Below are 13,861 nucleotides of genomic sequence, written 5' to 3'. Positions count from 1 at the left end.
GCAGCTGTATGCCATTCGGGGATTCGTGCAAGGGGAGGATTACCGTCACGACGACAAGGATGACGTATTCTACGCGGATCAGAATTTGGCGATCTATACCCACAACCTGGCCCAGCTTGTCGGTCCGCTGGAGGAGCTTCGGCAGCAGGGAGTCACGCTGAATTGGGATTTCGCGCCGCATCCGAACTTCGAAGAAGCGCTCGGCACCAGCGTGGAGATTAACGTGCATCGATTCGCGATAACGAAAGGCGGCCAATATCAGGACGAGGCTTATCAGGTCTTGAACGAGTTGCTGTCCGATGAAGTACAACGGCTCGTCAGCCGGAACGGCCGCGTCTCCGTACTAAATAATCCGGAGCTTGAGGTGGAATACGGCGCGGATATTGAAGTGCTGAAAGGAAAGACGATCGAAAATATTTTCAAAGCCGACCCGCGTGAGTTGAATGCGGAAAATGCGAACGAACGCAAAATTACAAAATACATCGGCGAAGCCGCGGCGGATCTCGCCATTCGCGGCGTGGATGTCAACACGGCGCTTCGTACGGCGGCGGACAAAATAAACAAAGACCTGGAGACGCTGGGAAAGACGAAGTAGCGAATGAGCGGGGTGAGTGGGAAGACTAAAAGATGCAGGGGGATCGTAAGACGCAGGGATGATGCCTGCGTCTTTTTTTTGTAACAAACTGAGTTCTTGATTCGCGTTTAGACAGGTACTTTGTCATATCGCACGGATATGTGATCCAGCCCCCACAGGGCGATGCGGTGCAGCTGCGAGGGATCTTGCTCGGGATATTCGGCAAGCGTATGCATGGCCCGAGTCTCCTTGCGCTGGAGCGAGGCGGTGTGCATCCATCGTGCGGTAGCCGTCATGGCCGCGATCTCTCGCGCTCTAATTCGCTGCTGGAAGCCCTCGTAACCGGCGGCGCTGCCGGCGATCCGCCATAACGCGTTCAGACGTTGCAGCGATTCCCGAATAGTCGACTCCCGGCGGAAGTAGTTGATCTTGAGCGACACTTCGTGCTGAACCGCTTTAAGGAGCTCGGAGTTATCCGGACGTTGGATGTCCGAGATCGCGGAGGCTTCGCTGACGCCGCTGCCCGACTTAGGCTGCAGTCCGAATCGGCCAACGGGCCGCAGATTGCGCTGACCTGCGTGGCCAGGCTGCACCGCCGCGTAAGCAGCCGCCGCCTCGCCGGACCATGTGCCCGAGCATATGGCCCACGAAGCGTTGAAAGCTCCGCCCCCGGACATGCCGCCCATCAGCCGCTCGCGCGATGCCGCGTCTCCCGCTGCATACAAGCCGGCAACCGTAGTCGAACAATCTTCTCCGACGAGCCGTATGCCTCCCGTGCCGCGGACGGTTCCTTCTCCCCTGACCGTAAGCGGGAACTTCTGCGTGAACACGTCGATGCCGACCCGATCGTAAGGAAGGAAGAAGATCGCGTGCGATCTTCTTAAAATGGCTTGCTTCTCCGGGGTGTCGGCTTTGTTGAGCATGGCATAGACCGTCCGGCCTTCGCTAACCGCCTTGTGCAGAATTTGGCCGCGGTTGCCGTCCGAATTGAGCACGTTGCCGGCCTCGTCGTAATACGTCGCCCAACCGAGCAATCGTCCGCGCGTGACGGTGCCGAACGCCGCGCTTGGCGCATAGGCTCGGCTGAATTCCATGCCGGACAGCTCCGCGCCCAGCTCGGAGGCCATCAATAAGCCGTCGCCCGTAAGCACGTTGCAGCCGAGTCCCTTGCTCAAGAAGGCGCATCCGCCGGTAGCGACGACGACGGCGTTCGCCCTGACTTCCCAGTCGGTCCCGTCCGGCCGACATACGCCTCGGGCTCCTCCGACCCCATGTTCATCCGCGAGCAATTCGAGCGCCGGATGCTGATCGAGCACCTTGACTCCAGCTTTTAGAACGACCTTTCGCATCAAATTCATATATTCCAGACCCTGCAGATGTCCGCGTTGCGGAACGCCATGCTCGTCGCGCACGAACGGGTAGCCCCATTGCTCAATGCGCTCCAGATTGATATATACCTGGTCCAATACGCGATAAGTCCACGAGCGCTCGGACAAATAACCTCCGCCGACGTATCGTTGCCCCACGGCTTTGTCTCTCAATTCCCGATCGGGCGGCAAATAAAGCAGATTCGTGCCCCCGGGTGCGGTCGCGCCGCTTGTCCCCAAATACCCTTTGTCCGCAAGTACGACTTTCGCGCCTCGGGAGGCGGCGCTCCACGCCGCCCAAGCGGCCGCGGGGCCGCCTCCCAGCACGAGAACGTCCGCGGTCAATTTACGTCCCAGTTCGCTCATGCTTTCATCTCCTCTCTGCATTAAGGTTTCGTAATCTTTAACGTTTCCAAGTCTTTGCGAATGGCCTCTTCGGCCGCTCGGATCGCCGTATTGACGTCGGTTCCTTTGAGCGCGATATCTGCGAACGCTTGTGTTACATGTTTGGAGACATCACCCTCCAGACGGTGTTGATCCAAAACGGGAGGCTTCGTTTTGAAAATATTTTCGAGCTTCTTGCCCTTCAGCACCTCGATATCGGCGCCGAACTCCTTCTCCAGCTCGGGATTGTCGATGGCGGGCACGCGGCCGTTGCGGGACAGAATCCGCTGCACGTCGTCCGACAAAATATGGGCGAGCACCTGGAAAGCCTCGTCTTTGTGCTTGCTGACGCTGGAGATGGATACCGAATGCACGTTGGCGACTTTGCCCTGCTTCAGATTATCCTCGAAGTTCGGGATTGGAGCCAGATCCCAGTTCAATGGCTTGCCTTGGGCGCGAAGCTCTTCCAGAGGGCCGATCAGATTAGCGAGCAGCGTCGGTCGAATGGCAAGATTCTGATCGACGATAAAGGAGTCACGGTCATATTGATATTGTTCGCCTTGGACGAACCCGGGGAGCTGCACGTTCTTCTGCACGGTCTCGAACACACGCCGCCATTGCCCGGATTGAAGCGTCGGCTCGCCGCTCTCCGGATCAAGCGCGAAGATGCCGTAGCTTCCTTGCAGAGTGGCAGGGCCGTTGTTCAGATCGGTGCCGATGTAGTTGACGCCGCCATCGGAACGCGTCAGCTTCTGGGAGATGTCGAGCAAGGCATCCCATGTGATCTGTTCATCGGGCGGATAGGCAACGCCGAATTTGTCGAAGATGTCCTTGTTATAAAATAGTGCGGCGACATTGGATGAGAAGGGGAGCGTGAACAGCTCTCCCTCCTTGGAGAAATTCAGGACGGAGTCCAGCAATACCGGCTTCAGCCGCTTGGTATCGAATCCGTGTTTCTCGGCCAGGGGAGTCAGGTCGGCAAATACGCCAAGCTCCTGGAACGTATAGTAGGAGCCGCTCGTCTGATAGATAATGTCGGGCACATCGTTCGAGGTCAGTACTTCGGCCGGCTTGACGCCATCGGCGGGAACGATCTTCTCGAGCGTAATATGCGGGAATTTTTCCCTGGTCGGCTCTTCAAAAAATAATTTGAATTCCGTATCGGTCAACGTACCGCCTCCGACGTAAAATTTGAGCGTAACGGGCTCCGATGCGGCTTCGGTAACGGGAGCTTCCGAAGCTTTTGTCTCGCTCGGCTGATCCGTTGCCTTGGCCCCTGCAGTGGATGACGGAGCGTTGCCGGATCCGCTCCCGCAAGCCGATAAAGCGAATGCGGATATAAGCGCCATAGTTAGCGCGGTTGTCTTTGATTTTCTTTTCATGGGTAATGCCCCTCTCTTCATATGGGAATTGAAATCGCAAGTTTGTCGCTCCAAGAACGAACAAGCCGGTCAATATGTCCGTTGCTGCGGACGCGGCGGAAGAATACGATTAATGAATTCGGTTGAATCAATAGACGCCAGCTTGGTGCGGCCGGGTCCCCATCCGATCGTTGCGCGCCAGCTTCCCAGAACTCCCGAAGCGGCAAGCTCGGCTTCGTCTACCGATACGGGAGTATCGGCGTAGGGCGCAACGTACAGCGCATCGGCGGGACAATGGGCTTCGCAGACGAAGCAAGTCTGACAATCCTCTTGGCGCGCGATAACGGGAAGGCCGCTATCGTCGGCATCGAACACGAAGGTGGGACACACCTTGACGCATATCCCGCAGGTAATGCATTTCTCCTCGCTAACCAGCTCGATCAATTTCCTTTCTGCCTCCTTTGTGCGTATAAGGGTATGCAAGGTGTATGACGCCACTACAGGCTTAGGCGCAAATAAAAAAAGATGCGCTACGACTGTAGGCATCTCCGCTCAAACGGTTGATTGGCAAACCGATATACATTATTCATATTAGTTTACTTGGATATATCGGTATCATACATTCCCATTCTGATGCGGTCAAGAACAAATTATAAGGGTAGGCCTGGGAGAAAAGACGTGGAAGGGACGGTTGACAAATGAATGGCATGCTGATAGGCTTTTATCGAATAACATAGTAAGTCAATGGGGATTATTGTAATTACAAATGGAATTGACCGTTCAAACGGAGGTTGTCTTGCCAGCAAGACGAAACTTCTGTTTTTTTATTTTAAGTAGAGGAGCGAGGAGAAATGTCGAAACAAGCGAGTGCATCTGAAACATTCGAAATTGGGTTGGGCGAAGGATTGAAAGTAAGAGGGCGAGTCAGGGCAACTCCGGACGGCGTTCGCAAGCCCGTCGTGGTCATTGCCCACGGATTCAGAGGTTTCCAGGATTGGGCGTTCTGGCCGGAAGTCGCCGAGAGACTGGCTGGGCTCGGGTATTACGCCGTGAGCTTCGACTTCTCCCGGATTACGGCGAAGGAAGATGGGCTTGACGAATCCAGGATCGCGGAAGCAAGCACCCTCAGCCAAGAGTTAAGGGATCTGGAGGTGTTGCTGGGAAAACTCAAGCATGGAGGATTGCCGCTGCGAGAGGAGGCGGACGCAGGAAAGGTAGCACTGCTCGGCCACAGCCGGTCGGGCGGCAGCGGCATTATCCATGCCGGCGAAAATCCCGAAGCGGTGTCGGCGGTTATTGTATGGAACGGCGGAGCTTCGCCCGTTAATGTTTCCTCGGATCCCGATCTGACGGCCGTTCAGCGCGCCGTAGCGCTGGATCAGGAGAAGAATTCGGAACGTTTCAATGTGACGAACCATTTTGTCGGTCTGAAGCAGCCTGCTCTTATCGTGCAAGGAGATGCCGACAGCCAGCGGCTGCTCGACTTCGTGGACCGGCTGAAGGAGCTGGCCCCGGGACAGAAGTACGTGTCCATTCCGGGCGCAAACCATACGTTTGGCGTGACGCATCCGTACGAAGGGGCGACGGAGCAGTTGAACGCCGCGTTCGAGGAGACGGCCGCGTTCCTGAACGAATGGTCGGGCAAAGCCGTATAAGTCAGAGTAAAGGCAACGCAAATAACCCCCATCCCGCGACAACGGGGATGGGGGTTATTTGTCGTTAGAGGTTTTCGACTAGCGGCTAAAGTACCGGTTTATTATTCACATCTGTACTTGAATGCAGGCTCTGTTTGAATATAAAAAGCATTTCTTACTTGTGCACTCCAATTTGCAAAGGCTGATCTCCATTCAGGAGTGTTAAAGAATTGATCCACGGTTTGAGTATCGGAATGCCAAACTATAAACAGGTTGAGCGGGGCAATTCCTCCTGCCCAAATTCCATTATTGAGGTCGGTATCTTCTTCCCTTACTAATAATAAGGGTAGACCAAATTGAAAAGCCATTGAAGGTTCCACTTGCGAATAAACGGATCCTTCCCAGAACGCAGGAGATGGTAGAGGGGTTGGCGGAGTGGTCTGTTCATTGAGTTCAACGGTCTGAATTTTAAAACGACGAAGATTTACTGCCAACATTCCATAGCTGGATGAAACCAACCGGCGAATATCAGTCAAAATGGATTCGGGATAACTTTCACTTAAAGGTAACGTGCGCGGAAAAAGCAAAGCATTCTCGATCTCTAAAATTAGACGGTTTAGAAACTGTTGTTGCTTGTCGTTTAAATGAGTTGTCGTGCTTAAAAATACGGGAATACGATAGGCACGGTCAATACACTCTTGGTGTGCCGATCCTATTTTTGCTTCATCTTTGCTTAAAGAGCGATGCTTATTCTTACCCACTTTCTCATCTCCTTTTTTCACTCGCATAACCTTGATAGAGGTTTTCCCATTAGTTTATGGAAAAGGAATAAGAAAGTTCGGACATAACAACTAGATTCATATAAAGGGGCTTCAATTGGAACTCAATCAAAAACGAGCGAGCTGCAAAAGTATTCGTTCGGAGCAGCAACGTAAACAAATGTGTAAATACATATTGTCAAGTTAAACGACTCATGTTATAGTAATAAAAAGTTTATAAAGTCACTTGGAATAGTGGGTATTAAGCAATCAACCGTTCAAACGGAGATGCGCTTCCTTTTATTAAGGAGGCGCATTTTTATTTTCGAAACCATGAAGGGGGAAGCTCTAATGGCACGCATCGTCAATCATATTACCGATTTGATCGGAGATACGCCGCTCGTTCGTTTGAACAAAATCGTTCCCGAGGGCAGCGCGGAAATTTATTTGAAGCTCGAATTTTTTAACCCCGGCAGCAGCGTGAAGGACCGGATCGCCATCAGTATCATCGAGGAAGCGGAGCGCGAAGGGAAACTGAAGCCCGGCGCAACGATTATCGAGGCGACGAGCGGCAACACGGGGATCGGCATCGCACTGGTGGCGGCGTCGAGAGGCTATCGCGCCATACTTGTTATGCCGGAGACGATGAGCCTGGAGCGGCGCAATCTGCTTAGAGCCTACGGAGCGGAGCTGGTGCTTACGCCGGGTACCGAAGGGATGAAGGGAGCCATCCGGACCGCCAAAGAAATTTTGGACCGGAATCCCGACTATTTCCCGGCTCAGCAATTCGACAATCCCGCCAATGTGAAGATTCACCGGGAGACGACGGGGCCGGAGATCGTGGAGGCGATCAACTCCTTGGATGGCAAACTTGACGGATTCATCGCCGGCATCGGTACCGGGGGCACGATCACGGGAGCCGGAGAAGTACTTCGCACGGCGTTCCCGGATATTGTTATCGCCGCGGTGGAGCCGGCCGCATCGCCGGTGTTGTCGGGCGGAAGCCCAAGCCCGCACAAAATTCAGGGCATCGGAGCGGGTTTTGTTCCTTCTATTCTGGACACCGACATCTACAACGAAGTGATCCAGGTGACGAACGAGCAAGCTTTCGAGACGGCACGGCTGGCAGCGAAGAAGGAAGGGATTCTGGGCGGCATCTCGTCGGGAGCCGCGATCTATGCCGCGCTGCGGTTGGCCGAGAGACTGGGAGAAGGCAAACGTGTCATCGCCGTCGTGCCAAGCAACGGAGAACGTTATTTGTCGACGGTCCTGTATGCGGAGGAACAACAAGCTTAATAGAGGTAGTTCAAATAAGAAATGAAGCGTTCGACTGGTCAACCAGAGACACGGCTTCCCGAATCGGGCAGTCATGTCTCTTTTTTGTTTCCGCTATGGGCGGAAGCGGCTATACAACATTGAAATGGAGAAGGGATGATTAATATGGCATACACAGTACAAATAGGTGAGAACGCACCGGAGTTTAAATTGCTTGCGACCGACGGGAAACATTATACCTTAAACGATTTCGCGGATGCGAAGGCGCTTGTCGTATGGTTCACGTGCAATCATTGCCCCTTCGTCAAGGGCTCGGACGAGGTGACTCGGACGACGGCATTAAAGTACGGACCGAAGGGCGTTGCCTTCGTCGCGATTAATGCGAACAGCGCAACAACGAACCCGGATGATTCCTACGAGAAGATGATTGAGCGCATCGATGAGCATAAGTTCCCGTGGACTTATCTTCACGACGCGCAGCAGGAAGCGGCACTGGCCTACGGCGCGCTTCGCACGCCGCATTTCTATGTGTTCGATGCCGAGCGCAAGCTGATCTATACGGGCCGTGCGGTCGACTCTCCAAAGGATGCGGAGAAAATTACATCACATGATCTGGAGAACGCGCTTGACGACTACCTGGCTGGGCGGGAAGTTGCCGTACCGCTGACCAACCCGATCGGCTGCAATGTGAAATGGGAGGGCAAGGACAAACGGTGGATGCCGGAAGAAGCTTGCGATTTGGTGCTTAATTAAATAACGGATCAGTACGAGACATAAGGACATTCGCGAGCGGAGCGAAGCAGGCCTCGCTCGCGTGTCCTTTTTTTCATGTAACTAATTCCAACTATTTCAATGCGAATTATTAATATATATAAAATCGACCCACAAGAGGAGAATGAAAGATGAAAAGGGCTGGACTTATTCTATTGTCGTTAATCATGATGATCACGATGCTTGCGGCATGCAGCGGCGGAACCAAAAACGGTTCGGGAGCCGATACAAGCGGCGGCACGACGCCGACGGCCACGGAGAAGGGGGAAGACAATCAGGAGCCCGTCACGCTGAAGGTGCTTCGGGCGGGCATTACCGTCACGCAAGCGGAATTCGAGAAGACGCTGCTGCAACAGACGAAGGAGAAATTCCCGCATGTCACGTTGGAGTGGGTGGACGCGCCTGAGGATGTGGAACTTGAGCCGCTGATCACGTCGGGCGAGGTTCCCGACATTATGTTCGTGTCGACGACTTCCATTGCCACGACGCTAAAGGACCTGGATCTTGTGGAGAATCTGGCGCCTTATATCGAGAAACATAACGTGGATCTAAGCCGTCTCAAGCCGGTCGTGCTGGACGTCGTTCAGAAGTATTCGCCGGAAGAGGGGGTGGCGGCTATCCCGTTCTCCGTGAACCTGCCCGTTATTTTCTATAACAAGGACATCTTCGACAAGTTCGGGGCTTCGTATCCGCCGAATGAGCAAATGAGCTGGAATCAAGCCATCGAGGTCGGCAAATCGGTAACGCGCAGCGACAATGGCGTGGACTATGTCGGCATCGATCTATTCGGCTCCAGCAACATCGCGACCGGACTTGATCTGTTCATTATCGACCCGGAGACGGGCAAAGCCGACGTGACGACGCCGCAATGGCGCAAAGTGTTCGAGCAGCTGCAGAAGAGCTATGAGGTGCCGGGATATATCGGTGCCGACGGTCGATACCAATATGCGAACGACGACGATATTTTCTTTAATGAACAGAATCTGGCCATTGTTGCTTACAATATCGCCCACTTGCTGGGACCGCTCGAGGAGCTGCGCCAGCAAGGAATCGAGCTGAACTGGGATTTCGCGCCGTTCCCGAATTTCGAGGAAAACCTCGGCACGGGCAAAGCAGTCAACGTGCATTCCCTGGTCGTGACGAAAGCGAGCAAACATAAGGATTTGGCTTTCCAAGTCATCGCGAACCTGCTTACGGACGAATCGCAGCTTGCGCTTGCCAAGGCGGGACGTGTGCCAACGGTGGAAGGCAAGCAGTTCGAGGAAGTGTACGGACAGGAAATTCCGGTGCTGGAGGGCAAGACGGTCGAAAATATTTTCAAAGCGCCGCCGCGCAACGCGATCAAGCCTCACAAATTCGAAAGCAAAGTGCGCAAATTTTTGACGGAGGCGGAGCGCAGCATCGCCGTCGACGGCGTGGACGTCAATACGGCGCTTCGCGTAGCCCAGGAAGGAATCGAAAAGGAATTGGAGACGCTGAACAATACGAGCAAGTAAGCAAGCGAAGCGGGATCGTCGCCAAGCAAGCGGCGGTCCCTTTGCATCTCATAGGAGGCGGGCGGGATGGCAAGCATATCGATTCAGCACTTGTATAAGCGATACGGCAAGGATAAGCAGAACGTCGTGGACGACTTCCATCTCGACATCAGGGATAAGGAATTTCTTGTCTTCGTCGGCCCCTCCGGCTGCGGCAAATCGACGACGCTGCGGATGATAGCGGGACTGGAGGACATTACGGAGGGCGAGGTCTACATCGGCGAGCAGCTCGTCAACGATCTGCCGCCAAAGGACCGCGACATCGCCATGGTATTCCAGAATTACGCGTTATACCCCAACATGAGCGTCTACGAAAATATTGCATTCGGCCTGCGCCTGCGCAAGCAGCCGCGCCACGAAATCGATCTTGCGGTGCGCCGCGCGGCCCGGGTGCTGGAAATAGAGCCTTACTTGAATCGCAAGCCGAAGGAACTATCGGGCGGCCAGCGCCAGCGCGTCGCGCTGGGCAGGGCGATCGTGCGCGATCCCAAGGTGTTTCTGATGGATGAGCCGTTATCCAATCTGGACGCGAAGCTGCGCGTTCAGATGCGGATGGAGCTGATCAAGCTGCACAAGTCGCTGGGCGCGACCTTCATCTACGTGACGCATGACCAGATCGAAGCGATGACGATGGCGGACCGGATCGTCGTCATGAAGGACGGCATCATTCAGCAGATCGATACGCCCGAGGCCGTCTATCAGACGCCGAGCAATACGTTCGTCGCCAGCTTTATCGGTTCTCCCCAGATCAACTTCGTGGAAGGAAAGGTCGTCGAGGAGCCCGGCGGCGGCCTGCTCTTCAACACCTCGCGGTTCGGACTTCGGATTCCGAAGGATTCCGCCGATCTGCTGCGCAAGCATAACAAGATCGGCCGCCGGATTACGCTTGGCATACGTCCGGAGCATATCGGCCCCGAGGGGCTGTATTCGGACTCCGTCTTGACGGGCATCTACAAAGTCAGCGAGCTGATGGGAGCCGACCGGTTCCTGCATCTGGATATCGGTCAAGATAAGCCGCTGGTGGTCCGCGTTGAGGCTTACTATCGCTGCGAAGAGAACGAGAAGCTGAGAATCGTCATGGACATGTCGAAGGCGTTGTTCTTCGATGCGGATAGCGGACAAAGGTTGACGCATTAAATGGGGGCGTTCAAAAAGTTCTATTGAAGACGGCGAAGTCATGGCGGAAAGGAGAGATAACGAATGACGAGAAAATACGGCGGCAAAAGGGTATTGTTCGGAATTCTGATCGCGCTGGTCGTCGCCGTGCTGCTGCTGGCCGCGTTTATGGCGCCGGCGAATGGAGCAAAGGGATTGTCGGGGACTTACGAGCCGACCGGCGAGCTGGCGGGTTTCCGGCAATGGGACGACCGCTCCATCGCGGAAGCGGAGCTGGAGCCCTACTATGCCAATGTGCTGGCGGGGCTGGGGTCGGAAGGCGTACAGAACGCCGAATCTCGCATAACGATCCCTGCCGGTACGCCATCCGCCAAATCAAGCGACACTGCGCTGACCGTAGGCGAATACGAGGGAAAGAGCGGCGTCCTGATATGGGAATCCAAGGATACGAACTGGGTGGAGTACGAGGTGACTGTGGCGGAGGAGGGCTTGTATGAAATTTACGCGTCTTATCACCCGCTTATGGGAGATGGCTACACCCGTCCGATCGTATTGGATGTCACGATAGACGGCGCCCGCCCGTTCCGGGAGGCTTCTTCCATTACGTTATACAGGTTGTGGAGAGACAAGGACGAGCTGAAAAAAAACGACGACGGGGATGAAATCCGCCCCGTAGCCGAGGACATATCGGGATGGTTGACCCATCCGTTAGCCGATTCGGGAGCGAATTACGCCGAACCGTTTCGATGGCACTTCACCCCGGGCAAACATACGATCCGGCTGGAGGGCTACGAGCCCGTCGCGATCTCCGAGCTGACGCTTGAGCCGCCGCGGACGCCGCTTTCGTACGGGGAGGTGGCAGCGACATATGGCGAAGCCGCATCGGGGGACGCCGAGGTGCTGACGATTCAAGCCGAGCGAATGACATGGAAAAACGATCCGTCCGTCGTCATGATGTGGGATCGCGACTGGCGCACCGTTCCCAGAGCCGAGGGACGCATCACCTATAACACGATGGGCGGCGTGCGCTGGGACTGGCCGAACCAGGAGGTAGGCTGGGAGTTCGACGTCTCGGAGAGCGGCTATTACAAGATCGGGCTGAGGGCGTTGCAGAATCGCTTCTCCCAGAAGGCTTCGTTCCGCACGATCCGGATCGACGGCGAAGTGCCGTTTCGGGAATGGCTGACGTATCGATTCCCGTATCACTCCGATTGGCAAGAAGTCGTCTTGTCCGACGATGCGGGGGAACCCTTCCTCGTATATTTGGAGCAGGGCAAACACACGCTGTCGATCGCGCTGACGCATGCAGCGGTAAGCCCCATCGTGCGGGGCATCGAAAATTTGAGCGCCCTGCTGCGGGACATCGAGCAGGATCTCAGCTCCATGACCAGCGGTCAAACCGACCGCAACCGGACATGGAAGATCGATCGCGATCTGCCGGGGCTGCGGGAGCAGCTGGAGCAGGCGGCTTCCAATCTGGATGCGCTGGCGGCGAGCATGGAAGAAGTGAACGGCCGCAAGGACAGCGCAAGCGAAGGCTTCCGCTCTTCGGCCGGCGATATCCGCAGCCTGCTGCGTTTTCCGGACGAAATTCCGTACCATATCGACGAAATATCCTCCATTACGGAGAAGATCAACAATTTCGTGGTCAATATGCACAAGCAGCCTTTGCAGCTTGACGAGATCTTCATCGCTCCGAGCGACAAGAGCTTTCCGAATATGACCGCATCGTGGGCGGATAAGGCGGCTGGAGTAGCTGCGAACTTCTTTTATTCCTTTAACACGCGTCAAAGTCTTGGCGAGATGGACGACAGGGAGCTAAACGTCTGGGTGCTGCGCGGCCGCGATTACGTGACTCAGCTGCAAGATCTTGCGGATGAGACGTTTACGCCGCTCACCGGCATCAAAGTAAAGGTCAATCTGCTGCCGAACCCGCAGCTCCTCGTCATGTCGAACGCGGCTGGCTTACAGCCGGATGTTGCGCTGGGCCTTAACCAGGATTTGCCCGTCGACTATGCGATTCGGGGCAGCGTGTACGATTTGTCCCAGTTCGATGACTTCGGGGACATCTACGATCAGTATAGCCCAGGCTCCTGGCAGGCGCTCTACTACGATAAGGGGTACTACGCGGTGCCCGAGACGCAATCCTTCCAGGTGCTTTATTATCGCAAGGACATTATGAGGGAGCTTGGGCTGGACATACCGGAGACGTGGCAGGATGTATACGATCTGCTGCCGACGCTGCAGCAGCACTTCATGAATTTCTATATCGATCCGGGGGAATTTCTCCCGTTTATCTCGCAGAACGACGTGGAGTTTTATACGCCGGACGGCTTCGCGACGGGACTGGATACGCCGGGGGGCTTCGCCGCCTTCAAGCAGTGGACCGACTTGTTTAATATGTATGCCTTGGAGAAGCAAGTGCCGAGCTTCTATCAGCACTTCCGGAGCGGCAAGATGCCCATCGGCATCTCCGATTACAACATGTACGTGCAGCTCTCCGCGGCGGCGCCGGAGCTGAACGGTCGTTGGGGCATCGCGCTCATTCCGGGCGTCGAACAGGGGGACGGCTCCGTTAAGCGTTGGGCGGGCGGTCAGCAAACGACCGGCGTCGTCTTTCAGGAATCGCAGAAGAAGGATGAAGCCTGGGAGTTTCTGAAATGGTGGGTGTCCACGGAGACGCAAGTGCGTTACGGCTCCGACCTGGAGGCGATCAACGGCGTGTCGTTCCGTTGGAACACCGCCAATATCGAAGCGTTCGTCCAGCTGCCCTGGAAGCGGGAGGACGCCAACGTTATTCTGCGGCAGTGGGCCTGGTACAAGGAGAAGGAGAATCCGCCCGGCGGGTACTTTATGGGGCGCGAGCTTAATAACGCGTGGGTACGCTCCGTCATCGACGGCATGAACTACAGGGCGTCGCTGGAGGCGTCCATTCTGGACATTAACCGGGAGCTGCTGCGGAAGCAGCAAGAGTTCGGCTTCGTAGACGCGGAGGGCAATCCGCTGGGGACGTTGGACTTCCCGATCGTGAAGGAGCCATGGGACGAGGTGAATCGTTATGTCAAGTAAGACCGGAGCAGGAGGAA

At 55.3% G+C, this 13,861-nt stretch carries 11 protein-coding genes; 7 read left to right on the top strand and 4 right to left on the bottom strand.

The features are described 5' to 3' along the window. The first annotated feature begins 25 nt into the window (after positions 1–25). A complete protein-coding gene (locus tag KJW29_RS16880) occupies positions 26–595 on the top strand; it encodes a type 2 periplasmic-binding domain-containing protein (RefSeq protein ID WP_214630639.1) in 570 nt (189 codons plus the stop codon). Positions 596–702: 107 nt separating this feature from the next. On the opposite strand, the gene KJW29_RS16875 is transcribed toward KJW29_RS16880, so the two are convergent. From KJW29_RS16875 to KJW29_RS16865, 3 genes are all read right to left on the bottom strand, one after another. Beyond that, positions 703–2,307 carry an FAD-dependent oxidoreductase gene (locus KJW29_RS16875; RefSeq protein ID WP_214630638.1) on the bottom strand — a complete coding sequence of 535 codons (1,605 nt, stop codon included), beginning with the start codon at positions 2,305–2,307 and terminating at the stop codon, positions 703–705. 20 nt (positions 2,308–2,327) lie between these two features. Next, complete coding sequence (locus tag KJW29_RS16870) at positions 2,328–3,707, bottom strand: ABC transporter substrate-binding protein (RefSeq protein WP_214630637.1); 1,380 nt, start codon at positions 3,705–3,707, stop codon at positions 2,328–2,330. A 69-nt stretch (positions 3,708–3,776) separates the two neighbouring features. Further along, positions 3,777–4,130 (bottom strand): 4Fe-4S dicluster domain-containing protein, encoded by a 354-nt coding sequence (locus KJW29_RS16865; RefSeq protein ID WP_187101437.1) that lies wholly within the window; start codon positions 4,128–4,130, stop codon positions 3,777–3,779. A gap of 407 nt (positions 4,131–4,537) precedes the next feature. Between KJW29_RS16865 and KJW29_RS16860 the strand changes: the two genes are divergently transcribed. After that, positions 4,538–5,341: an alpha/beta hydrolase family protein gene (locus KJW29_RS16860; protein ID WP_214630636.1), complete on the top strand. Its 804-nt coding sequence runs from the start codon at positions 4,538–4,540 to the stop codon at positions 5,339–5,341. Positions 5,342–5,442: 101 nt separating this feature from the next. Here the strand turns inward: KJW29_RS16860 and KJW29_RS16855 are convergent, their stop codons facing one another. After that, positions 5,443–6,108, bottom strand: coding sequence for a hypothetical protein (locus tag KJW29_RS16855; protein WP_425517541.1), 666 nt, complete (start codon positions 6,106–6,108; stop codon positions 5,443–5,445). 321 nt (positions 6,109–6,429) lie between these two features. On the opposite strand from KJW29_RS16855, the gene cysK reads away from it, so the two are divergent. The 5 genes from cysK to KJW29_RS16830 all read left to right on the top strand — a co-directional run bounded on the left by cysK (position 6,430) and on the right by KJW29_RS16830 (position 13,844). Further along, the gene (gene cysK, locus KJW29_RS16850) at positions 6,430–7,374 is read left to right on the top strand and encodes a cysteine synthase A (protein WP_214630634.1); all 945 of its coding nucleotides are present in this window, start codon (positions 6,430–6,432) and stop codon (positions 7,372–7,374) included. Between the two features lie 144 nt (positions 7,375–7,518). After that, complete coding sequence (locus KJW29_RS16845; RefSeq protein WP_214630633.1) at positions 7,519–8,106, top strand: thioredoxin family protein; 588 nt, start codon at positions 7,519–7,521, stop codon at positions 8,104–8,106. Positions 8,107–8,255: 149 nt separating this feature from the next. Further along, positions 8,256–9,620, top strand: a complete 1,365-nt coding sequence (locus KJW29_RS16840; protein WP_108994483.1) for an ABC transporter substrate-binding protein — start codon at positions 8,256–8,258, stop codon at positions 9,618–9,620. Positions 9,621–9,686: 66 nt separating this feature from the next. Further along, complete coding sequence (locus KJW29_RS16835; protein WP_214630632.1) at positions 9,687–10,796, top strand: ABC transporter ATP-binding protein; 1,110 nt, start codon at positions 9,687–9,689, stop codon at positions 10,794–10,796. 63 nt (positions 10,797–10,859) lie between these two features. Next, on the top strand, positions 10,860–13,844 hold the full coding sequence (locus KJW29_RS16830; protein ID WP_214630631.1) for an extracellular solute-binding protein: 2,985 nt from the start codon (positions 10,860–10,862) through the stop codon (positions 13,842–13,844). Positions 13,845–13,861: the final 17 nt, after the last annotated feature.

Origin of the sequence: Paenibacillus agaridevorans, from assembly GCF_018604145.1 — a bacterium.
GTDB classification, from domain to species: Bacteria; Bacillota; Bacilli; order Paenibacillales; family Paenibacillaceae; genus Pristimantibacillus; species Pristimantibacillus agaridevorans.
This window is presented reverse-complemented; position numbering and strand designations above follow the sequence as displayed.